Source organism: Burkholderia humptydooensis (assembly GCF_001513745.1).
Classification (GTDB): domain Bacteria; phylum Pseudomonadota; class Gammaproteobacteria; order Burkholderiales; family Burkholderiaceae; genus Burkholderia; species Burkholderia humptydooensis.
In genome coordinates this window covers 2,767,151-2,788,910 of record NZ_CP013380.1, presented here as the reverse complement: position 1 = coordinate 2,788,910, position 21,760 = coordinate 2,767,151, and the positions used below count along the sequence as shown (strand labels likewise).

Annotated in this window: 14 protein-coding genes and 7 pseudogenes; 17 read left to right on the top strand and 4 right to left on the bottom strand. The window is 61.1% G+C overall.

Annotated features, from left to right (window positions below; translation table 11 throughout):
- Nucleotides 1-670 precede the first annotated feature (670 nt).
- A pseudogene (locus AQ610_RS33485) lies at nt 671-1,453 on the top strand (transposase family protein).
- A gap of 29 nt (nt 1,454-1,482) precedes the next feature.
- Nucleotides 1,483-2,373 carry a LysR family transcriptional regulator gene (locus tag AQ610_RS33480; protein ID WP_158354532.1) on the top strand — a complete coding sequence of 297 codons (891 nt, stop codon included), beginning with the start codon at nt 1,483-1,485 and terminating at the stop codon, nt 2,371-2,373.
- A gap of 533 nt (nt 2,374-2,906) precedes the next feature.
- Here AQ610_RS33480 and AQ610_RS37350 read toward each other — a convergent pair.
- Nucleotides 2,907-3,535: pseudogene (locus tag AQ610_RS37350) on the bottom strand (hypothetical protein); the annotation flags it as partial.
- A 292-nt stretch (nt 3,536-3,827) separates the two neighbouring features.
- On the opposite strand from AQ610_RS37350, the pseudogene AQ610_RS33470 reads away from it, so the two are divergent.
- The 8 genes and pseudogenes from AQ610_RS33470 to AQ610_RS12405 all read left to right on the top strand — a co-directional run.
- Nucleotides 3,828-4,109: pseudogene (locus tag AQ610_RS33470) on the top strand (IS110 family transposase); the annotation flags it as partial.
- Between the two features lie 396 nt (nt 4,110-4,505).
- A complete protein-coding gene (locus AQ610_RS12430) occupies nt 4,506-5,438 on the top strand; it encodes a nucleoside-specific channel-forming protein Tsx (RefSeq protein WP_009914514.1) in 933 nt (310 codons plus the stop codon).
- 105 nt (nt 5,439-5,543) lie between these two features.
- Nucleotides 5,544-6,536 carry a purine-nucleoside phosphorylase gene (locus AQ610_RS12425; RefSeq protein WP_006029521.1) on the top strand — a complete coding sequence of 331 codons (993 nt, stop codon included), beginning with the start codon at nt 5,544-5,546 and terminating at the stop codon, nt 6,534-6,536.
- A gap of 78 nt (nt 6,537-6,614) precedes the next feature.
- On the top strand, nt 6,615-7,889 hold the full coding sequence (locus AQ610_RS12420; RefSeq protein WP_009914517.1) for a NupC/NupG family nucleoside CNT transporter: 1,275 nt from the start codon (nt 6,615-6,617) through the stop codon (nt 7,887-7,889).
- Nucleotides 7,890-8,172: 283 nt separating this feature from the next.
- Nucleotides 8,173-9,192: an IS110 family RNA-guided transposase gene (locus AQ610_RS12415; protein ID WP_043283320.1), complete on the top strand. Its 1,020-nt coding sequence runs from the start codon at nt 8,173-8,175 to the stop codon at nt 9,190-9,192.
- 312 nt (nt 9,193-9,504) lie between these two features.
- Nucleotides 9,505-10,164, top strand: a pseudogene (locus AQ610_RS36015) (transposase); the annotation flags it as partial.
- An 18-nt stretch (nt 10,165-10,182) separates the two neighbouring features.
- Nucleotides 10,183-10,465: pseudogene (locus AQ610_RS38375) on the top strand (transposase); the annotation flags it as partial.
- 831 nt (nt 10,466-11,296) lie between these two features.
- A pseudogene (locus AQ610_RS12405) lies at nt 11,297-11,653 on the top strand (energy transducer TonB); the annotation flags it as partial.
- 109 nt (nt 11,654-11,762) lie between these two features.
- On the opposite strand, the gene AQ610_RS12400 reads toward AQ610_RS12405, so the two are convergent.
- The 3 genes from AQ610_RS12400 to istA are packed head-to-tail and all read right to left on the bottom strand — an operon-like array spanning nt 11,763 to nt 14,264.
- Nucleotides 11,763-11,978, bottom strand: a complete 216-nt coding sequence (locus AQ610_RS12400) for a hypothetical protein (protein ID WP_006029858.1) — start codon at nt 11,976-11,978, stop codon at nt 11,763-11,765.
- Nucleotides 11,975-12,775 carry an IS21-like element helper ATPase IstB gene (istB, locus tag AQ610_RS12395; protein WP_043283419.1) on the bottom strand — a complete coding sequence of 267 codons (801 nt, stop codon included), beginning with the start codon at nt 12,773-12,775 and terminating at the stop codon, nt 11,975-11,977. Before istB ends, AQ610_RS12400 begins: the two co-directional genes overlap by 4 nt.
- Complete coding sequence (gene istA / locus AQ610_RS12390) at nt 12,735-14,264, bottom strand: IS21 family transposase (RefSeq protein WP_043283420.1); 1,530 nt, start codon at nt 14,262-14,264, stop codon at nt 12,735-12,737. The genes istB and istA overlap by 41 nt, the downstream gene beginning before the upstream one ends.
- Before the next feature lie 209 nt (nt 14,265-14,473).
- Between istA and AQ610_RS37340 the strand changes: the two genes are divergently transcribed.
- The 7 genes and pseudogenes from AQ610_RS37340 to AQ610_RS12360 all read left to right on the top strand — a co-directional run bounded on the left by AQ610_RS37340 (nt 14,474) and on the right by AQ610_RS12360 (nt 21,539).
- Nucleotides 14,474-15,406 carry an energy transducer TonB gene (locus AQ610_RS37340; RefSeq protein WP_231748921.1) on the top strand — a complete coding sequence of 311 codons (933 nt, stop codon included), beginning with the start codon at nt 14,474-14,476 and terminating at the stop codon, nt 15,404-15,406.
- 88 nt (nt 15,407-15,494) lie between these two features.
- Nucleotides 15,495-16,394 (top strand): MotA/TolQ/ExbB proton channel family protein, encoded by a 900-nt coding sequence (locus tag AQ610_RS12380; protein WP_009916965.1) that lies wholly within the window; start codon nt 15,495-15,497, stop codon nt 16,392-16,394.
- 20 nt (nt 16,395-16,414) lie between these two features.
- On the top strand, nt 16,415-16,834 hold the full coding sequence (locus AQ610_RS12375) for an ExbD/TolR family protein (protein WP_009916966.1): 420 nt from the start codon (nt 16,415-16,417) through the stop codon (nt 16,832-16,834).
- Nucleotides 16,835-16,892: 58 nt separating this feature from the next.
- A complete protein-coding gene (locus tag AQ610_RS12370) occupies nt 16,893-17,321 on the top strand; it encodes an ExbD/TolR family protein (RefSeq protein WP_009916968.1) in 429 nt (142 codons plus the stop codon).
- Nucleotides 17,322-17,571: 250 nt separating this feature from the next.
- A pseudogene (locus AQ610_RS38500) lies at nt 17,572-17,822 on the top strand (tetratricopeptide repeat protein); the annotation flags it as partial.
- Nucleotides 17,823-17,961: 139 nt separating this feature from the next.
- Entirely contained in the window at nt 17,962-18,537 is a 576-nt protein-coding gene (locus tag AQ610_RS12365) for a helix-turn-helix domain-containing protein (RefSeq protein ID WP_009916969.1), read from the top strand.
- A 248-nt stretch (nt 18,538-18,785) separates the two neighbouring features.
- Entirely contained in the window at nt 18,786-21,539 is a 2,754-nt protein-coding gene (locus AQ610_RS12360; RefSeq protein ID WP_006026232.1) for a TonB-dependent receptor plug domain-containing protein, read from the top strand.
- The last annotated feature ends 221 nt before the right edge of the window (nt 21,540-21,760 follow it).

Sequence of the window (21,760 nt, the reverse complement as noted above, 5' to 3'; positions counted from 1 at the left end):
TCCTCATAAAAATACCTTTGTCACACGATCGTCGAAAATCGGTCTGCTTCGCGCTGGCTGGTGCCAGCACTTGACTGAGTGGCAATTGTCATTAAAAATGAGAAATGTGTCAACATGAAGTCAAGCACAATTAAATATATGTATAGTCCAACTGTTGATAAGGGGGTGCCTCGATTCGCGCCGTCGTGCTATCGTTATATTATGCAACTCGGGCGGATTTGAAAAATGAATTTTTCCGACATATAAAATCACGCATTGGAATCTTTTGGGGTGTTACGAAGAAGATTCGTCGCCTTGAAGGTTTGTCACTCTGAGGATTTTTTAAAATGGCGGGTGCGTAAACGGGTTCTAAGGGGCGGCTTAAAGATCGCCTTCTGGTGCAGTCAGTCCTCTCGGTTAGACGTTCTCGTCTTGGAATAGTTGAGGCTGCTGCCGAATGTTGAATTTGTAATCAACGAACTCCGGAACGAATATAAAGTGACGCGGCAAATTGCGCTGGATCGTTGAGCGAACGCATGCTTGGCTGGGTCACCTCGGTCGCCTCAGTATTTGCCTCGTGCACTGTACTGATGTATCCGGTGCATGCCGCAAGATCATTTGATGTCCGATTTGTTGGGATACTCGTCGATGTATCAGACTGTCTCTATGAAACTATCTCTGGGAAGTAGTTGTGAAATCGTTGCTCATCGAATCGTTGGTACCAAAGCGCGCGCCACCGCATCATCGATACGCAGAGCGCAAACCGACGCGGGGTCGGGTAGCGTTGACGGGCATTGCGTTCGTTCCAAACGTGAGCATTGTTTGGAATCTGCTTCCGCGAGAATCGCGTTGCGGCTCTGGTCCAGCATGCTGGCACCGGCTGGAGGCTTGGTCGGATGCCTTGTTCTGGTAGCGCATCCCGGAAACGCTGTTGACCGAGTTACACCGTCTTGGCCAACTCGACATGGCGTGCGCCATCGTAGACAGTTGTTCTGTTCACGTTATGCGCGTGGGGAAAAAAACGACCGGAGCCCAACGGTTCGCAAACTCCGAAGCACACACCACATCTTCGTTGATGCGCAATGCATCCCGCTCGCTCTCAACTTAAGCGACGCGAAGTACGACGATACCAGGCAACTTGAGTCGCCGGTCGGGGCGATTCCACCCAGTCGTTGTAAGCGCGGCCCCCCTTTGCGCTACCCGAAAACCCGTCCAGGGAATATAGGAATTACGGTTTAACGCCATATCGGCGACGCCTGCGCTTGCGTGGCATCACAGCCGCTCTCGCCGAGGTCGGCCGGCGCGCGGCAGCGGTCTGCGTAAAACGTGCGCGTTGTAGAGGGGCCTTTGCCAGCTTCATGCGATTAGGCGGCCAAGGATTTGTCAGGAACGTTACGCACACGTGCATTATGGATTCTTTTCGCTCGCATGCTCCTTGATTTGCTGGATCCAAATCAACCAATCATTCGATTAATTTCCAAACAGGTTCTTAGGAGAACGTTTATGAACTACACCGGCATTGAAGCCTTCCTCGCAATAGTCCAGTGCGGAGGGATTGGACGAGCTGCCGAGGCACTCAATCTGACTCAGTCCAGTGTGAGTAAGCGACTTCACCTTCTCGAAAGAGAGTTGCGAGCTGCACTGATAGAGAGAGGAAGAGGTCTTAGGGATGTTCGATTGACTGAGGCTGGCGAAGCATTTCTCGATATCGCTGAACGCTGGAGCGCTCTTCATCATGAGTCGATGACCGTTGGTGGGCTGGCGGAGAGAGCTTCTCTACGAATAGGTAGTGTTCCGGCAATCAGCTATGAACTATTGAACGATGTTTATCGGGAATTGTCTGAAACGGCCCCATTCATCGATGTCTCAATCTATTCAGGTCAGTCGATAGAGCTTTGCGAAAAGGTCGGCCAGCTAGAACTCGACGTCGCATTTACTTGGCAATTTCCGAGAACCCAACGTGTTTCCGTCCGGGAACTCTACAGCGACCGCATCGTGGGTATCTGTTTGCCAGATTCTCCGCTTGCAAATCGAATGGACGTGAGCGTGAGTGAACTAAACGCGGAGCATGAGATATTCTTTCGATCAGACGAGGTATTCCAGACGTGGCACGATAGCCGTTGGGGAGCGCGGCGAGAAGGGAGAATTGCTGTCAACACCGTTCATTTGTTATTGGCACTTTTAAGCCGACCTGAGCAATGGGGGCTTGTGCCATACCGAGTTTCGCGGGCTGCTAGTGCGACAAAGATGTTCTCTTCATTTATGATTAAGGATGAGGTTCCACACCGCACTACCTTTATGTTGACGGCTAGGCACCTACGACGTGGAACAGCCGCAGCGCTGAATACCCTAGAGGAAATCGTCAGAACGAAAATCGGAGCACTCGAGCCATGAAATTATCAATAGATTGAAGATCATAAGGTCGTAGACGCGTGTGCTTGAGTTGTGAGGTTGTTATTCGATTCTGCATTTCGGCGAATAGCGGTGGTTATGAAATTATGGCAACATAGATCTAAGAAGATTTTTTAAAATATGGATAAGAAACGTAAGATGTCTCTAGAGGGGTTTGTCGTGTTATGAGCCAATTGGCCGGCAATGGAGCAGTCACTGTGCACTTGGTTTGGTTGGTATTGGTTTAAGTTTCGACGTTGTTGATATGGCTCGGACGAGCTGATTAGTCGGATGGGTTTTTCGAGGCGGGTGGTTTCGCTACGCCACATGTATTCGTCCAGCCTAAGTAGTTGATCAATTGGGATATCGAAATGACTGCAGATTCGAAGTGCGTATGGGAAACCTCCGTTAGTGATTTGGAGGAGACAAGAGTGTTCATTCGGGGTTACGAAGTCGTTGAAGACCGCGTAGGTTTGCCAGTAGCGCAACGACTCGGATAACCGGGGATTGGGCAAGCGACTGTTCTTCGGGCTTTATGCTTGCTCTCCCGGCCATGGTGAGAGAGGCGGGAGATCGAGCCTTGCGTCGATGGCGGTGCTTTGCCGCGATTCGTGCGCGGGCACATGGGCAATGCCCTTGAAGCTGGTTCCTTGACTGAGCATGTTCGTCGCGACGGGGCCGTGAAGCGGATGCGCAGCGCAGGGCACTGGAAATCCGTTGGCTCGCCGTCTCGCCTGAACATCGAGTACCCATCTGGAGAAAGCATCCGTATGCTTTACGGTTTGTCGAGCGACAGCTCTCGCGCCGTGGAGGAGCAGCATTCTCAAATTGCCGTTTCCGCGCTTGGTGATACCGAACAGTCGATCCTTGCCGCCTGACGAATGCTGGCGCGATGGCAAGCCCAGCCAGGCCGCAAACTGTCTGCGGTTGGGGGATTCAGTGGCACTGCCTGCCGCAGCGATGACAGCGGTTGCGATCAACGGCCCGCCTCCGCGAATCTTCTCGAGTCGCTGGCTTGAAGGGGATGCCTTGTGGATCGGATGCGATGCATCGACTGGATATCCTACTGCGGTACGCCCTTGACTGCGACGTAGCGCATAGTGGGACGGGACGCAGCTTCGACGATCGCCTCTGCATCGTTACGATCGTTCTTCTGGAACTTGACGAACGCGTGGCGCGATGATCTGCAAGTAATGTCCCATTGCCGCGAACCGGCGCGCCTAGTAAGGCGTGCCACCACAAGCCTCCATCACGATGCGGCATGATCTGCATCACACTTTTTGCGATGTCCACACCACCTGTCGTAAGCTGCATTTTTGGATCCTCCGGATCGCCAATGAAGATTCTCAATCTTGCACCTTGGGCACTTTGATGCCGTCGGCCCGTGAGGGGCCATCTGGCTTCTTTACTCACACCGCTCACGGGCGGGAGGCGTTCATATCATTTCGCTTCGGGTTGCACACTTGGCGGCCTACACCAGCCTTGTTCCGGTCACCCGGCGCTCAGAGGCGAACATCCATCCAGACGCGGCAACATGGTGCTAAAAGCGCGCCTTTTTCCTATCCGCCTTCGCGGCCTTGCGAGTCCTTGTCTCGCGCGCCTATTACACACGCGAGGTCCAGCGGGGCAAGCGCCACAACCAAGCGCTCGTCGCGCTGGCGCGGTGACGCTGGGACGTCCTGTTCGCCATGCTGCGCGACCGGACAATTTACCAACCCAAGTCAGCCCCTAATGCTTGATGAAAGACATAGAGGAGCACCCCCGGGTTTCACGACGGCGGACGATCGACGGGACGGCTCGTCCCGCAGGAATCGGCCGCGCCCCGCCCCCGCCGCATTCGCATCCTGTCCGTTTGGTCAGTATATGGCACGGCTTGTGCTTTACCCCTCCTGTTTATCCGCGGAACGGCTTGAATGCTGACTGACCGGTCAAGTTCGGCGCACGCACGCACCTGAAGCAGGCGGTGCGCCCGAATTTGGGGCAGTCAGCGGCCGGCCGTGGCGATCCGGGCCCGATGCAAGTCGTCGGGATATCGAAAAGAGCAACGATCGGAAGGCGGGCTCAAGCGCATGTATGTAGAACAACTGAGCAAGTTGTCGAGGGGCGAACGGAACGAACGGTATGCGGCAGCGCGGATGGGCGCCATTCTGCTCGTGCTGTCTGCGGGCGTGCCGGCCGCGTCGGTCGCGCAGGAGGCGGGCACTGTCGCGGCGGCCGCCGGAGCCCATCTCGCCGAGAGCGGCGTGGTCGCGCCGAATGCGCCGCCGGCGCCCGCACCTTCGCCGTATTTGTCGACGTGGTTTCACCAGAGCCTCGGCGTGGTCGGGTCGAAGGACATCCGCTTCGGGCCGCACACGACCAACGACGTGTACCTGGAATACGAATACTTCGGCCGCACGGGGCCGTTCGACCTGTACGGCTACGTCGACCTGCCGCGCGCGTTCGGCGTCGGCAACGGCTACGACTCCGGCTATACGAACAAGGGCTCGCCGCTGTTCAGCGAGCAGGAGCCGCGCGTGTCGATCGACGATCTGCTGCGCCGGCATCTCGGGTTCGGGCCGTTCAAGGAATGGTACGTCGCGTTCGACTGGATCTACGACCAGGGGCACAACACGGCTGGCCGACAGAACACGCTGTATATGGGCTTCGGCACCGACATCGACACGCATACGAAGCTGATGCTATCCGCGAACCTGTACGTGCACCGCCAATGGGAGAACTACGGCGCTGCCAACCAGAATACGTGGGACGGCTACCGCGCGCAGATGAAATACATCTACCCGATCGGTACGTTCCACGGCGGCAACCTGACCTACGTCGGGTTCTTCAACTACGACTTCGGGTCGAAGCTGCGCGAGGAGACGGGCGGCAATACGCGTACCGACACGGCGTTCGTCTCGACCAACGTGCTGATCTATTCGTTCAAGCACTGGCGTTTCTGGACCGCGGCCCGCTATTTCCACAACGGCGGCCAGTGGGGCGGCACCGAACTGAATTTCGGCGACGGGCCGTTCCAGAACCGGTCGACCGGCTGGGGCTACTACGCGAGCGTCGGCTACCAGTTCTGACGGACCCGTGCCCGCGACACGATCATGAATCTCATACGAACGAGGCAAGCGATGTGGAAGGGGAAAGGACTGAAGTGGGCGGCCGCCATGGCACTGGCTGCGACGATGACGGCCGGCGCGCACGCGGCCGGCGAACACGCGCATCGGCCGCGCGCGGTCAAGGTGATGATCGTCACGATGTTCGGGCCGGAGGGCAAGGCATGGCTCGACCGGATCGGGCCGGTGCACAGGATCGCGGTGCCGGGCCTGTCGCCCGATTACCCGGACGTCAGTTGCACGCGCGACGACGTCTGCGTGCTGACGACCGGCATGGGCCACGCGAACGCGGCCGCGTCGATGGCGGCACTGGTCTATTCGCGCCGGTTCGACCTGCGCAAGACCTATTTCGTCGTGACCGGGATCGCCGGCATCGATCCGGCGCAGGGTACGCTCGGTTCGGCTGCATGGGCGCGCTACCTGGTCGACTTCGGGATCCAGTGGGAGCTGGATGCGCGCGAGATCCCGGCCGGCTGGAAGTCGGGTTACCTCGGCATCAACACGAAGCGCGGAGACGAGAAGCCGCCGCTCGACTACCGCACCGAGGTGTTCCGGTTGAACGAGGCGCTGCTCCGCAAGGCCGTCGCGCTGTCGCGTGACGTGACGCTGCACGACAGCAAGGAAGCGGCCGCGTATCGCGCGAAGTATCCGGACGCGCCGGCGAACCGGCCTCCGACGGTGATCCAGTGCGATACGCTCGCGGGCGACACGTGGTTCTCGGGCACGAAGCTCGGCGAGCGTGCGAGCGAATGGACGCGTTTGCTGACCGACGGCAAGGGGGTGTACTGCACGACGCAGCAGGAAGACAATGCGACGTTCGAAGTGATCAAGCGGGCGGCCGCGGCAGGGCTGGCCGATACGCAGCGCGTGGCGGTGCTGCGCTCGGGTTCGGACTTCGACCGACCGCCGCCGGGCGGCTCGGACGTCGACAACTTGCTCGATTACCAGAGCCAGGGCGGGTTCGTGCCAGCCCTCGACAATCTGTATCTCGCCGGGTCGCCGCTCGTGAACGCGATCGTGAAGGACTGGGCTAAGTGGAAGGACGGCGTGCCGGCCGAGTGAAGGTCACCGTCGGCGGGAAGCGGGCACGCTTCAGGTGTGCCCCGGCAGATCAATAACATCGAGATAAAGGAGTACGAAGTGGATATTCTGCGCAGTCTCGTGGGCATGCTGTGCCTGCTGCTGGTGGCCTATCTGCTGTCGAACAATCGGCGCGCGGTGAGCGGCCGGACCCTGATCGCCGCGCTGCTCACGCAGTTCGCGATCGGCGTGCTGGTGCTGTTCGTGCCGTCGGGCCGCGCGGCGCTGGCGGCTGCCGCGAACGGTGTCAACCGCGTGCTCGACATGGGCAATCACGGCATCGCGTTCGTGTTCGGCGGGCTGGTCGACGCCCGGATGTTCCAGTTGTTCGGCGACGGCGGGTTCGTGTTCGGCCTGCGCGTGCTGCCGATGATCATCTTCGTCACCGCGCTGATCTCGGTGCTGTACTACGTCGGCGTGATGAAGTGGATCGTCGCGATCCTCGGCGCGGGGCTCGCGAAAGTGCTCGGCGTGAGCCGCATCGAGGCGTGCTCGGCCGTCGCGACGATCTTTCTCGGGCAGAGCGAAATGCCCGCGCTCGTGAAGCCGTTCGTGCGGCACATGACGGGCGCCGAGATCTTCACGGTGATGGCGAGCGGCATGGCATCGGTCGCGGGCTCGGTGCTGGTCGGCTACGCCGGCCTCGGCGTGAAGATGGAGTTCCTGCTCGCCGCGTCGTTCATGGCAGTGCCGGGCGGGCTGCTGTTCGGCAAGCTGCTGTTCCCGACCGTGGAGCCGAGCCGCGTCGTGGTCGACGGGCTCGATTTCGACGACAAGCGCGCGGCCAACGTGATCGAGGCGGCGGCGTCCGGCGCGTCGGTGGGGCTGCGAATCGCGATCAACGTCGGCGCGATGCTGATCGCGTTCGTCGGACTCATCGCGCTGATGAACCTCATCGTTGGCGGCGTGGCCGCGTTCGCGGGCTTTCCGCAGGTGACACTGCTGGGCATCATCGGTCACCTGTTCGCGCCGCTCGCGTGGATCATCGGCGTGCCGTGGCACGACGCCGCGCTGGCCGGCAACTTCATCGGCGAGAAATTGATCTTCAACGAGTTCGTCGCGTACGGCGACCTGTCGCCGTATCTGAAGGGTGGTGAGCACGTCGCGGCGGCCGGCCTGCAGGTGCTCGACCCAAAGACGCTCGCGATCGTGTCGTTCGCGCTGTGCGGCTTCGCGAACTTCTCGTCGATCGCCATTCTCGCGGGCGGCTTCAGCGCGGTCGCGCCCGAGCGCTGCTCGGAAGTCGCGCGGAACGGCCTGCGTGCGCTGACGGCCGCGACGCTGTCGAACCTGATGAGCGCGGCGATCGCCGGCCTGTTCTTTTCGCTAAACTGAGCGATTGAGGAGACGCAACGATGTTTCTGGGTATGAACAAGGTTCGCAATTATGCGCTGCGGAGCATAAGCGCTTTATATGGACGCCTCCCGTTTGCGAAGGGTTGAGCCTATCCGAATCTTTGTGTGTGAGGCATAAACTGATGGCCAAGGAGAATGAAATGAACGCGTCCCACCCCGTGGTCGAGTGAGAGGAAAAGAAAAGGTGGACCCTCACGGGCCGACGGCATCGAAGTGCCCAGATGGAAAATGCACGCATTGTCCAGGCAACCGGAGGATCCACGATGAACAGTATCGCTGTGGGCGTCGACATCGCCAAGCAAGTGTTTCAAGTGCATTACATCGACCCGGAAACGGGCGAGATCGTGAACAAGCCGATCAAGCGGGCTAAGTTTCTGGAGCATTTTGCCAACCGGGCGAGATGCCTGATCGGAATGGAAGCCTGCGGCGGGGCACATCACTGGGCCCGACAACTGATGCGATTGGGTCACGAAGTCAGATTGATGCCAGCAGCGTTCGTAAAGGCGTTCAATATCCGCAATAAGAACGATGCCGCGGATGCACGGGCGATTTGGCTGGCAGTGCAGCAGCCGGGCAAGCCGGTGGCGGTGAAGACAGAAATGCAGCAGGCGATGCTGGCGCTTCACCGGATGCGTGAGCAGTTGGTGAAATTCCGCACGATGCAGATCAACAGGCTCCGCGGACTGATGGCGGAATATGGCGAGGTAATGAGTCGGGGTCGGGCGAAGCTGGATGCGGAGATTCCGGCGGCGTTGGGGCGACTTGCAGAGCGTCTGCCTGCTGCACTGATCGACACGCTGCGCGAGCAGTGGAACGGGTTGGTCAGAATCGACGAACAAGTCGCCGAGATCGAACGACGTATGAGGGAGTGGCAAAAGGATGATCGCGCAGTGAAGGCGATCAGTAGGATTCCCGGTGTCGGGCTGCTCACGGCAACGGCGGCAGTCGCGATGATGGGCAATGCTAAAGCGTTCCGGTCCGGACGTGAGTTTGCCGCATGGGCCGGACTGGTACCCAAGCAAACCGGATCGGGCGGCAAGGTGAACTTGCACGGGATCAGCAAACGCGGCGATACATACCTGCGCACGCTGCTGATTCACGGGGCACGTAGCGTCTTGTCTCACGCGAACGATCCCGGCCCTTGGGTCGAGCAGATGAAAAAACGTCGGCCACTGAATGTGGTGGTCGTGGCATTGGCCAACAAGATAGCAAGAACAATTTGGGCCGTACTGGCCCATGACCGGCAGTATCAAAAAGTCTATGTGAACGTAAAACCCATCTGAACGTGCACCGCCGGCGTGGATGATTAATGTTTGGCGCAGGGTGAATGTCGAAAGGTTGCGCAGCAATCGAGTGTGATGACAAGCCAGGTAGGACCGGGACTCGCAAAACCTGAATAAAGTGAAGAGCTGCAGAGCTCGCTAGGAGAATGAGGTGCGAGTCAGCGAATTTCATAGGGGCCTGCAGCAGTTGTACCGTCTGCACTAAGGCCGGATATAGAGCCGCAGCCCATCCTGTCTGCCAGACACCCGAAATCTGTTGCAAACGGGACGCGTTCATATAGCCACTTTATGCCACGCAAACGCAAGGAAGACGTGACGATTGAGCCGGGCAAGGGCTTGAACCTGGACCCGGAACTCATCAAGCAACCGGTACCCGGCACGCTGGATCGGGCGACGATCAATGAGCAGCTCGCGGCGCTCAAGAAGGCAATCTTCGAGCGCGCGCTGGGCGGCGAACTGACCCACCACTTGGGCCACGAGAAGGGCGAAGCCAAGCCGGTAGGCCGCACGAACCATCGCAACGGCACCAGCCGTAAGCGCATTGCGACCGACGATGACCTGTTCGACGTCGAGATTCCGCGCGACCGCGAAGGCACCTTCGATCCGGTGCTGATCGCCAAGGGCGAGCGACGCTTCACCGGCTTCGACGACAAGATCATCGCGATGTACGCACGCGGCATGAGCGTGCGGGAGATTCAGGGTTTCCTGCTGGAGATGTCCGGCATCGAGGTATCGCCGGACTTCATCAGCACTGTGACCGATGCCGTGATCGATGAGGTGGCCGACGAGCAACTCGCGGAGCTCACCATGCCGTGCGGCTTCAATGACGACCTCGCCGCTCAGGTCACTCAAACCGGTAACCGCATTCGTGGCCTGCTTACTCAAGTCCATCCGGCGCCTGAGCGCGTGCTCGGACCGCGCCTTGACCATCTGGCGGTGCTCGATCTACTTGAGCGCTACCCGTCGTCCGATGCGCATAAACGGCGAATCGTTCAGGTCGACCGGGCTACAGCTCCGAGCCACATCGATAGGATTGCGAGAGCGTGGTATCACGCTCGTGCTTGCGAAAATCGGCTCGCCCAATGGCAGTGGTCTCGGCAAAACGCGCTGGCCAGTCGAGCGCCCGATTGCCTGGCTTTACTTGTTTCGACGGCTCAAGATTCGTTACGAACGCTATGCGCCTGTTCACGAGGCTTTCATGTCTCTGGCTTGCGCCTTGATTTGCTGGACGCGTCGAAAGTCTCTGTATAACCAATTTCGCAACATCTTCTAAGCTGTTATTCGAGCAATCCATCCAAACTTTGTATTCAGGCATCAAATAACGTTTGACTTCGAAATTTTTCTCGCTGCTATCTTGTGCACCCAAGATGAACAACGCAACCGATATCGCTGTTTAACGAAGATTCTTCTGACAAATATTCAGGATGACAAATCTCCACGATGAAAATCATTTATAATATCGAAAATTCCAATGTGTTATTTTATATATCGGAAAAATTCATTTTTCAAATCCGTCAGAGTTTGGTATTAATAGCAATAACATGACGATGCGAATCGCGACAAGCTCTCGTTATAACTAGATGGACTATACACATATTTAATTGCGCTTGACCTCATGTTAATGCATTTTAATTTTTATGGGGAAGTTGTTGTTCGGTAAATTTTTTTGACCTACGCCAGAGCGAAATAGATCGATTTTCGACAACCGTGCAACAAAAGTATTTCGATGGGCAATTTGTGTCAGAATTCATCTAAATCAGATATTGTGCTATCGCTTTGATTGAGCGACCTCTATTTCGAGGACGCTGGAGTCCTATCTGGTGCGGAAAATCTAGTATCGCGATCTGCCGCCGCGTCGTCTCAACTGACAATTGTCTGAACGTACCGATACGAGATCGGCGCCCGATTGTGGCGCCGAGCCGTGCCGGTCGTAACGATGCGTTGAAATTGTATGAATTGGTATCCGAAAACGATGCTTCCAATTCGGATTGCAAATTGAATTAAAAATGAAATTTCGGGTTGAGGCGGAAACGGGACCGACCGGGTTCAGGGGTCGGCCATCATTGCGAAACTGCGCGATTCGCTTGGGGGATGGATAGTGGGCGTGAAAGTCGACGAGCGTCTGGTTGCTTCGAACAGCGGACTGGCCACGCTGGGGCGTCCGCGGGAATTCGGCAGGCAACAGAACCCGGTGCGCCGCTTCGGCGGCATCGCGGTCGTCCTCCTGTTGCATGCGGTGCTGATCTACGCGCTGCTCAACGGCCTTGCAACGAGAGTCGTGCAGGTGATCCAGCATCCGATCGAAACCCGCATCATCGAGCCGGTGAAGCCGCCGCCTCCGCCGATGCCGGTCGTCAAGCTCCCGCCGCCGAAATTCGCGCCGCCGCCTCTGCCGTTCGTGCCGCCGCCGGAAGTGCCGGTGCAGGCGCCGCCGCAGGCGACGATCACGCACCAGTCGGCCCTGTCGATGGCGATCTAAAAGCGCGGGTAAATGACGACGGAAGGTTGAGCGAATCGATCAACAAACAAGGGGCCTGCAAGGCCCCTTGTTGATCGTGGTGATGGAAGGATCAGAACGGATCGAGTGGATCGTCGGTGACGGGGATCGGCGCCGACGTGCGTTGCTGACGAAGCTGCTCGTGCAACTGGATGCCGTAGAAGTCGCCGATCACGGCGAGCAGGTCGTCGAGCAACTCATAGGCCGCGAGCGCCTGCTCGGGCGTCCAGTCGTCGGGCAGCAGGAACGACAGACCGCGCCGGCGACCCGAAGGCAGTAAGGGTTTCATGGCTCGCTGTCCGGACGGGAGGATTTCTTCGTGCCGCGCCGCTGCGCTCGCGCTTCGCTGTTCTCCTGAGCTTCCTTGAGGCGGTAGGATTCGCCTTCGATCGAGATCACTTCCGATCGATGCACGAGACGGTCGATCAGCGAGACCACGCAGGCCGCGTTCGGGAACACATCCGACCATTCCTTGAACGGCTTGTTGGTCGTCACGATGGTCGAGCGTTTTTCGTAGCGACGGCTCACGATCTCGAACAGCAAGTCGGCATGGCGATTCGAGTAGGACAGGTAGCCGACCTCGTCGATCAACAGAACGTCCGGCGACGTATAGTAGTGCAGTCGGCGGCGCAGCGCGGAATCGCTGTCGAGTGCGGCCAGCTCGCCAAGCATCGCGCCGGCCGAGCAGAACATGACCCGGCTGCCGGCAATCAGCGCCTGATGCGCCACGTTCAGAGCGAGCGTCGATTTGCCCACGCCATTGGGTCCGGTGAACACGATGTTGGTGGCGTTCTCGAGGAAGCCAAGCGACATGAGCTCCTCGACAGCCATCCGATCGATGCGTTTGGGCCACTCCCAATCGAAGTCGGCGATCGCCTTGAACTTGCCGAGTTTGGAGCTGCGGATACGCCGCTGCAGCGAGCGGTTGGTCCGTTCGGCTTCCTCCCAGCGCACCAGGGATTCGACCCATGGGGCGCCGACAGCTTCGTTCCAGTGCTCGGCGAGGCCATTCAGGCGTAGCGCCTTAACGCGCGCGTACAGCAGGTCAGCAGGATTCGGGACGGGGTTCGGTATCGGTGTCGTCATCGCGGTTTCCAGAGCTCAGTTGGTCGTAAGTGTCGAGGCGGTGTGGCTGGACGGGACTGTCCTTGTTCCGCACGTGCTCGGGCAGATTGATTTCGACGGGTGGCGGCGCTCCACGCGCGATCCGCCGCCGTTCGAGCACGAGGCGTACCGTGTTCGAGTGTGGGGAACCCGTGCGCAGGGCTTCTTCGACGGCGTCTCGGACTTCGGCTGCGCCGTACCGGTCGAGCAGGCGCAGCAGCGCGGTGGTGATTGCGCCGATGTTCGCGCCGCGCTCGGCAGCCCGCACGAGCAGCGTTTGGCATATCGGTACGGCCTTGGTCAGCCCGTCAACACCCCGGTGCTGACGGGCGGCACGCTTGAACGACTGCAGTGTTTTAATGTGTGTCGGGTCTTCAATTTGCGCACCGCGATCGTAGCTGCGCCGGTGACTGGCGATCATCTCGGCGCCGTCGAACACGCGAACCTGATCGAGATCGGCGCGGATCGTCAGCGTGCGGCGAACGTACCGATGAGGAATCGAGTAGTCGTTCAGATCGAAGCGCGCGTACGGCGTCTTGCCGACCGTGACGGCGAGTTGTTCTTCGACGGAGTACGGGTTGTCGGGCAATGGCAGCAGGAACGGCTGCTCGCGAGCCAGCGCCTCGCGTACCGTCATCTCGCGATCCTCGGGGCACGGCCGATCGGCGGCCTGGCCGCGGCACCAACGTTCGGCCTGCGCGTTCAGGTCAGCGAGATCGGTGAACGTGCGTGCTGCAAAGAAGGCTTCACGGATATGGCGAATCGCGCGTTCCACGCGCCCCTTCTCGTTTCCTCGGGCCGGCGCCACCGGACGCGGCTCGAACCGATAGTGGCCGGCGAACGCAAGCAGCGTCGGATGGAATCGGATTGCATCGCCCTGACGTTCGAGCACGGCCGACTTCAGATTGTCGTACAGCAAGACCTTCGGAAGGCCGCACCACGTGTTGAACGCGCCGATGTGTCCGCGCAAGAAGTTTTCCATCCGGGCATCAAGGAAGAACCTCAGATAGATGTCGCGCGAGTACGACAGCACCATCACGAACGCCATCAACGGTCGGCGCGCACGGCCGATCTCGATGTAGCCGAAGTGGCCCCAGTCGACCTGTGCCTGTTCACCAGGCAACGTGCGCAGACGCAGGTAAGCCTCCGTTGGTCGTCGCGGTCGATGCAACGATACGAGATGTCGGAAGTGATGCGGCGAGCCGCGATAGCCACGCTCGCGCACCATCTCGTACAGGCGGCTGGCCGTGAGCGAGGGGAATTTCTCCAGCGTCTGCCGCACGAACGGCAGATACGGATCGATCAAGGTGCTGCGGGGCGGTTTTCCATGCAGCGGCAGCCCGACCTGAGCCAGCACGCGCGACACCGTGGTGTGATGCACGTGCAACTGCCGCGCAATGGTGTTGCAGCGCCACTTTTCCACGTGATACAGGCGCAGGATCTGCGCCACCAGATCAGTTGAGATCGTCACGAAGTATCTCCGTAGCCGAGGGAACGAACATCACGTCCTCGGCGCCGGATGAAGTCGCGCCGCACGAACGGTGGCAATAACCGACCGCAGCGCGCACACTGGAAAGCGCAAGATGTCGCCGCAACTTCGACGACGTTTCCCACCACGACGGCGACATCATTCGAGGACGACTGCAGTACATCATTCGCGGACGGAGCGAGTGAACCGTGATGCGTCACTTTTTGTCGACGCTCCCGGTAGCGGGCCTGCCGAAGCGCGTGAGCCAAGCGACCACGCCGACTGTCCTGGTAATGTCGACCGGCCTCGAGCATCTGCTCGCGACGCGTCGCTCGAGCGCACTCGCGCGTGCAAAAGCGCTGCCCGCGATCGCAGGGTTTGCAGATAACAACCTGAGCGCGACAACGCGCACAAAGGTAAAGGCGGCCAGTGGCCTCGGACATCGGCGGTTCCCGGGAAACGCCGAAGAAAGGGAGTCGAACGAAGTCGACGCGACGCGTGGGCGGTGCGATACTTGGGCCACACGAGTCCCCCGACCACGCCGAAGGGCGGGTCTACGGGTCCAGTGGAGGTGCGGCGCCGAGCTAACTTGCCGGTCGGAGCGGCGTCGCACCTGCTGTTTCCTCGGTGTTTCGCCGTTCTATCACATCCCGCCCCAGTATTCGGAGCGCGCGCTGCGCGCGTATCCGCTCGCCCTCCGGGCTCCCGGAAACGCGCGCAGCATCAATTCCGTGCTTTTCGCAGGGCGAATTGTCGTCGCTCGGTCTCGTCGTCAGATTTCCGCGCTTTTAGATCGCCATCGACAGGCCCCGGTGCCGTCGGCGCCGGCCGTGCAGGCGCCGGTCGTGGCGCCGCCCGCACCGGCGAAACCGGTCAGCCATGAAGTGGGCGTCGTCTGCCCGAATTCGGACACGATCCGCGCGTCGATGCAATACCCGAAGGAAGCGCAGGAAAACAACATCACGGGCGACGTAACGATCGAATTCGTCGTGGATGCGGAAGGGAACATCACGAACGAGCGCGTGGCCCAGTCGGCAGACCCCGTACTCGATCGCGCGGCCTACAACACCGTGAAGCGGTTCAAGTGTGTCGCGCAAGGGCAGGCAGTCCGGGTTCAGGTGCCGTTTTCGTTCAATCTGAATTGATGCAGCGGGCGATCCGGCGCGCGCGCCGGATCGGGGAAGACCGTCTCGAACGGTAATCCTAAGTTTAACGAAAGAATCGGAGTGGGGTATGACGAAGCGTTCTCTGGCCGCGCTGGCGGCAAGCATGTTGATGTCCGTCGCGGCAGTCGACGGGTTCGTTGCGCCGCAGCTCGCCCACGCGCAAGCGAGCGCGTCGACGGTGACGGTCGGCGCATCTGCGCAGGCCGCGGCGCCAGAGGTAGCCGAGCCGGCTCCGGCTCCGCCGCCGGCGCCGGCCACGGCCGAAGCGGTCGAGAATCCGTACGGGCTCGGGGCGCTATGGAAGAACGGCGACTTCGTCGCGCGCTTCGTGCTGATCCTGCTGGTGATCATGTCGATGGGGAGCTGGTACATCATGGTCACCAAGTTCCTGGAACAGTTGCGTGCGAACCGCCGCGCGAAGCTGGCGGATGCACAGCTCTGGTCCGCGCCGTCGCTGGCGGAGGGCGCGAAACTGCTCGACGAGGCATCGCCGTTCCGGTTCATCGCCGAAACCGCGATCGAGGCCAGCGAGCATCACGACGAGGCGCTGCTGGAAGCGGTGGACCGCAACACGTGGATCGACGTGTCGGTCGAGCGCTCGATCACGAACGTGTCGAACCGCATGCAGGACGGGCTCGCGTTCCTCGCAACGGTGGGGTCGACGGCGCCGTTCGTGGGGCTCTTCGGCACGGTCTGGGGCATTCATCACGCACTGACGGCGATCGGGATCGCGGGGCAGGCGTCGATCGACAAGGTCGCGGGCCCGGTGGGCGAGGCGCTGATCACGACTGCAATCGGCCTCGCGGTCGCCGTGCCGGCCGTGCTCGGCTACAACTTCCTGGTCCGGCGCAATAAGTCGATGATGGAACGGGTCCGCAACTTCGGTGCACAGCTGCACACGGTGCTGCTAGCCGGCAGCAGGCGTCCGGCGTGTGCGTCGTCGCCCGCGGCGTCGCTGGTGAACTGATCGCCTGACGGAGAAGCGCGATGGCCATGAACGTCGGGCAGGACGATAGCGACGAGGTGATCGCCAACATCAACACGACGCCGCTCGTCGACGTGATGCTGGTGTTGCTGATCATCTTCCTGATCACGATTCCGGTCGTGACGCACACGATCCAGCTTCAGCTTCCGAAGGAGACGATACAACCGCTGCAGACCACGCCGAAGAGCGTCGAGATCGCGGTGAATCGCGACGGCGACTTCTTCTGGGGTGAGCAACTGGTGGACGGACCAACGCTGCTCGCGAAGCTGAAGGACGTGTCACAGCAGCAGCAGCCGAGCGTTCACGTGCGGGGCGATCAGAACACGCGCTACGAGTTCATCGGCCGGGTGGTCACGATGTGCGAGCGGGCGGGGATCGCGAAGCTGTCATTCATTACGGAACCGCCGGCACGCGGCGGCTAGCTTTGCATGGGAGCGGAGTAAGCGCTAAAGCGCTAACGCTGATCGACAGGAGTCGAGAATGGGAATGAACGTGCCTTCGGGCGGAGGCGGCGCAGAACCGGAAGTGATGGTCGACATCAACACCACGCCGCTGATCGACGTGATGCTGGTGCTGCTGATCATGTTGATCATCACGATCCCGATCCAGATGCATTCGGTGAAGATGGATCTGCCGGTGGGCAATCCGCCGCCGGCGACGCCGCCGGATGTCGTGCAGATCGACATCGACTTCGACGGCACGACGACGTGGAACGGCGCGCCGGTGCCGGATCGCGCAGCGCTCGAGTCGAAGCTGACGCAGGTGGCGGCGGAACCCGTGCAGGCGGAGATCCATCTGCGGCCGAACAAGCTGGTGCCGTACAAGGACGTGGCGACCGTATTGGCGTCCGCGCAACGCGTGGGCGCGACGAAGATCGGCCTGATCGGAAACGAGCAGTTCATGCAATGACGGAACAGGCAAGCCGATGAACCAGCGACGATGGAAACGGATGATGGCGCTCACGGCGCTCGGTCGGCCGGCGTCGACGGCCGACGCGCTGCGGCCCGACGTGGCGAAGCCGCTGGCGGCGGCGCAGGACCTGTATCGCGACGCGCTCGGCAAGATCGCGCAGGCGGCCGCCGTGCCCAACCGCACGCCGTACGAAACCTACATGATGAAAGAGATGTGCGGCGCGGCGGCGATGGCGGCCGGCGATACGGGTGTGGCCGCGCAGGCCGACCGCGAAAAACGGCTGCGGGCGCTGGCTGCCAGGCGCGCGCAATCGGGCGCGGACGCCGCCAACCCGGTGGCACCGATCGATGCCGGCATGAATCTCGTATTTGTAGGCCACGCGACGCAAAGACTGTCGATGATGGAGCAGGCGATCGCGAAGGGCGGGCTCGAGCTCCCGACGCCGCGCCGCTGCGACTCGGTGAGGCGTACTACGTGGCGGGCCAGAAGGCGCACGCGCATGAGCGTGCATCGCGCAGCTGCGAAACGGGCTTTCCGACGGACATTCCCATTCCGTTTCGCGCCGGGCCGCAGCCTCGTGGCCATCGCAAGGTGTGCCGATATCAAACCGAATTCGATTGAGGGGTTCCGTTCTACCATGGTTTTGCGTCCCGATGAATCGGTGCTCGTCGCGGTTTCGCTCGGCAACAAGATCCGTGCGCTTTGGCAGCGCCTGAAACTCACGCTCGACGAAACGGCCACCACGGCGGGTATCTCGAAGCCGTTTCTGTCACAGGTCGAGCGCGGGCGTGCGAGACCGTCGATTACGTCGCTGGTTCGGATTGCGAAGGCGCTCGGTGTGACGATGCAGTACTTCATCGACACACCGACCGAGGCGGGTTCGGTGTGCCGCGGCGATGCGTTGCAGTATTTCCAGTTCGCGAATTCGGCCAGCTCGTTTGCGCGACTGACGAATCTCGTGGACGGCCGCAAGCTCGGCGCGATTCTCGTCAGGATACCTGCGGGGCAGCTGCCGTCGGAAGTGACGACGCATGCGGGCGAGGAATTCCTCTACGTGATGCGCGGCAGCGTCGCGCTCACGCTCGAGAATTGCACGTTCACGCTGAATGCTGGCGACACCGCGCATTACGAGTCGACGATGCCGCATGCGTGGCACAACACGTCCGACGAGGAGGCGGTAATCGTCTGGGTCGGCACGCCGCGGCTGTTCTAGGCGGTCGGTCAGAAAGCATTCGAAACGCAAAGCGCGCAGTGCGCTCAATGTAAGTAATCAGTATTACACATTAAGTAAAAGACGGAAGAACCATGTGGCGTTCGCGCTGCACGGTCGATCCGCCCGGATGGAGGCGGTTGGGAGGTCGGCAATGGCGGGCTCCGGCATACGGGTGCCCAGGTCGCGCGACGGAATCCACGAGATTTGGACGCGCAGCGGGTGGGGTCTTACCGACGAGCGAGGGCAAGATGAAGCAAAGAGCACCAGCGTTGGCCATCAAAAGAATAGTCTGGGCGGAACTGGCACTGACCGCGACGCTGGCGGGGCCGGCTTTCGCACAGAGCCAGCCCGCCGTCGCGGTGGCGGACGCGGTCGCGCCGGCAGGCGGTGCCACGAGTACGCCCGCTGCCTCGGCCGACGCCGCGTCGGGCGCGGCCGTGACCGGCGAGACGGCACCCGCCGTGCCGGCCGCGAACGGGCAGGGCAAGGTCGCGCAGATCAAGCGCTTCGAGGTGACGGGTTCGCTGATCCGGCAATCCGACAAGACGGGCTTCCAGCAGGTACAGACGATCACGCCGAAGGAGATCCAGGCCAGCGGCGCAGTGACGGTGACCGACTTCCTGCGCGACGCGACGGCCAACTCGGCCAACAGCTGGGGTGAAGGGCAATCGGGCAACTTCGCGGCCGGCGCGGCCGGTATCGCGCTGCGCGGCCTGTCCGAGAAGTACACGCTCGTGATGATCGACGGCCAGCGCGTGGCGCCGTATGCGTTCTTCTCGAACAGCGTCGATTCGTTCTTCGACCTCAATACGCTGCCGCTCAACGACATCGAGCGCATCGAAATCGTGAAGACAGGCGCGGTGTCGCAATACGGATCGGACGCGATCGGCGGCGTCGTCAACATCATCACGAAGCACAATTTCCGCGGGCTGCAGCTCGACAGCAGCCTCGGCAGCGCGATCAAGGCCGGCAACGGCGACGGCACGACGAAGTTCGGCGTGCTGGGCGGCTTCGGCGACCTGAACGCCGACCGTTTCAACGTGACGGCCGCGCTCAGCTACTACAAGTCGAACGGCTTCACGCTGGCCGATCGCGATTCGACGCGCAACCAGGACTTCACGGGCAAGCCGGGCGGCTTCTCGCTGCTCGCGCCCTCGTACTGGAACATGCCCGGCGGCGTCGCGCAGGCGCTGAGCGGTGGCTGCCCGTTCGGCGGCTCGGTTCACTCGGCGGCGACGAACTCGCTGTCGGCCGGATCGCCGGGCACGGTCTGCGCGTACAACACGGCCGAAAGCACGTCGATCCTGCCGATGACCGAGCGCCTGAACGGGAAGCTCCATGCGGACTTCAAGGTCAACGACACGACGACGGCGTTCGCGGATTTCCTCGAGAGCTACAACACGACCACGACCAATGACGGCCTCAACGTGATCGGCAACCCGCAGAACCCGGCGCTCGTCTGGAATCCGCAGACGCAGCTGCTGTCGCCGTTCAACACGGTCGTGCCGGTGACCAACCCGTACAACACGACGGGCGCGGCGACGCCGCTGACCTACGCGTTCCCAAACACGGTCGCGCAGAAGACCTGGGCCAATTACTGGCGCGCGGCGGTCGGCATCAAGGGCTCGTTCACGCTGCCGTACGGCGACTGGGACTGGTCAACGTCGGTCAGCCATTCGCAGAGCACGGTGTCGAACGTGTTCACGAACCAGTTGAACGTCAACGCGCTGAACAACATCTATCAGAACGGCACGCTGAATTTCGCGAACCCGGCGGCGACGCCGAACGCGTTCAACGGCCTGTACCAGGAAGCGAACAACCTCGGTATCTCGAAGCTCGATACGATCGACGCGACGCTGTCGACGCCGAACCTGTTCCACCTGCCGACCGGTGACGTCGGCATCGGCTTCGGCGCGCAGTTCACGCACCAGAGCGAAACGCTGACGCCGGGCTCGGAATACCTGTCCGGCGCCGTGATCTCGCCGGACCTGGAGAACGTGAACGGCGCGCGCAACGTCGCGGCCGTCTACTACCAGATCAACATCCCGATCCTGCAGAACCTGACGTTCAGCCAGGCAGGCCGCTACGACCACTATACGGACGTGGGCGGTGCGTTCTCGCCGCGCTTCGCGTTGCGCTACCAGCCGATCCAGGCGCTGACGCTGTATACGTCGTACAACCGCGGCTTCCGCGCGCCGACCTTCGTCGAGGACAGCAAGTCGCAAACCCTCGGCATTCAGGTTGATCCGGCCACCGGGCAGAACTACACGTCGATCACGGTCGGCAACCCGAACCTCGCGCCGGAGCGCACGCGCAACTTCAACATCGGCTTCCAGGTGTCGCCGAGCCGTTATACCGACCTCGGTTTCGACTGGTACAAGATCCGTATCGACAACGTGATCGGCCAGGGCGCGCCGTCGCAGGTCGCGATCGATCCGACGACCGGCCAGTTGCTGTACAAGGTGATTCCGTACCAGAACCTTGGCTACCTCGACACGAACGGCTTCGAAGGCACATTCCGCCAGGGGCTGCCGCTCAAGGGCTGGGGCACGATCACGCTGTCGGGCGACTGGGCGTACATCAACGCGTACAAGATCGGCTTCCCGAACACCGCGCCGGTCAACGGCGCGGGCAACAACTTCACGATCACGCAGCCGTTCGGCGGCAGCTTCCCGCGCTGGCGCGGCAACACGACGCTGGACTGGAACTATCGCAAGTTCGATGCGGCGCTGACCTGGGAGTTCACGGGCCCGTACGCACAGAACCTGCTGCCGGCGCCCGCGCCGTCGAAGGTCGGTTCGTACAGCCAGTTCAACCTGATGCTGACGTACACGGGCTTCAAGAACTGGACGATCTACAGCGGCGTCAACAACATCTTCAACCGCACGCCGCCGTACGATCCGATCTTCGCGAACGGCACGCTGGACCAGAGCGGGTACGACACGTCGGTGTATTCGTACATCGGCCGGTTCGCGCAGGTCGGCGCGACGTACAAGTTCTGATGGCGATCGCAATGCGCTGACAGGCTTTGGACAGGCCGCCCCACGTCCACTACCCCCATTTCGGGGCGGCCTTTTTTCGCCTGGCGCCACGACGGCCCGCAACCGGGACGCGCCGGCGCAGTTGATCCGATCGTGTACAGCACGAACCATCCGCGGGACGCGGCCGGCATGCGGCGTCCGGCACAGGCATCGACCGCGCGCAGGCACCGCGCCCGCACGCT

Coding starts and splice junctions, on each gene's coding strand:
- AQ610_RS33480 (WP_158354532.1), top strand. CDS start 1,483: ATGAACTACACCGGCATTGAAGCCTTCCTCGCAATAGTCCAGTGCGGA.
- AQ610_RS12430 (WP_009914514.1), top strand. CDS start 4,506: ATGGGCGCCATTCTGCTCGTGCTGTCTGCGGGCGTGCCGGCCGCGTCG.
- AQ610_RS12425 (WP_006029521.1), top strand. CDS start 5,544: ATGACGGCCGGCGCGCACGCGGCCGGCGAACACGCGCATCGGCCGCGC.
- AQ610_RS12415 (WP_043283320.1), top strand. CDS start 8,173: ATGAACAGTATCGCTGTGGGCGTCGACATCGCCAAGCAAGTGTTTCAA.
- AQ610_RS12400 (WP_006029858.1), bottom strand. CDS start 11,978: ATGAAACCCTTACTGCCTTCGGGTCGCCGGCGCGGTCTGTCGTTCCTG.
- istB (WP_043283419.1), bottom strand. CDS start 12,775: ATGACGACACCGATACCGAACCCCGTCCCGAATCCTGCTGACCTGCTG.
- AQ610_RS37340 (WP_231748921.1), top strand. CDS start 14,474: ATGCGTCACTTTTTGTCGACGCTCCCGGTAGCGGGCCTGCCGAAGCGC.
- AQ610_RS12380 (WP_009916965.1), top strand. CDS start 15,495: ATGACGAAGCGTTCTCTGGCCGCGCTGGCGGCAAGCATGTTGATGTCC.
- AQ610_RS12375 (WP_009916966.1), top strand. CDS start 16,415: ATGGCCATGAACGTCGGGCAGGACGATAGCGACGAGGTGATCGCCAAC.
- AQ610_RS12370 (WP_009916968.1), top strand. CDS start 16,893: ATGGGAATGAACGTGCCTTCGGGCGGAGGCGGCGCAGAACCGGAAGTG.
- AQ610_RS12365 (WP_009916969.1), top strand. CDS start 17,962: ATGGTTTTGCGTCCCGATGAATCGGTGCTCGTCGCGGTTTCGCTCGGC.
- AQ610_RS12360 (WP_006026232.1), top strand. CDS start 18,786: ATGAAGCAAAGAGCACCAGCGTTGGCCATCAAAAGAATAGTCTGGGCG.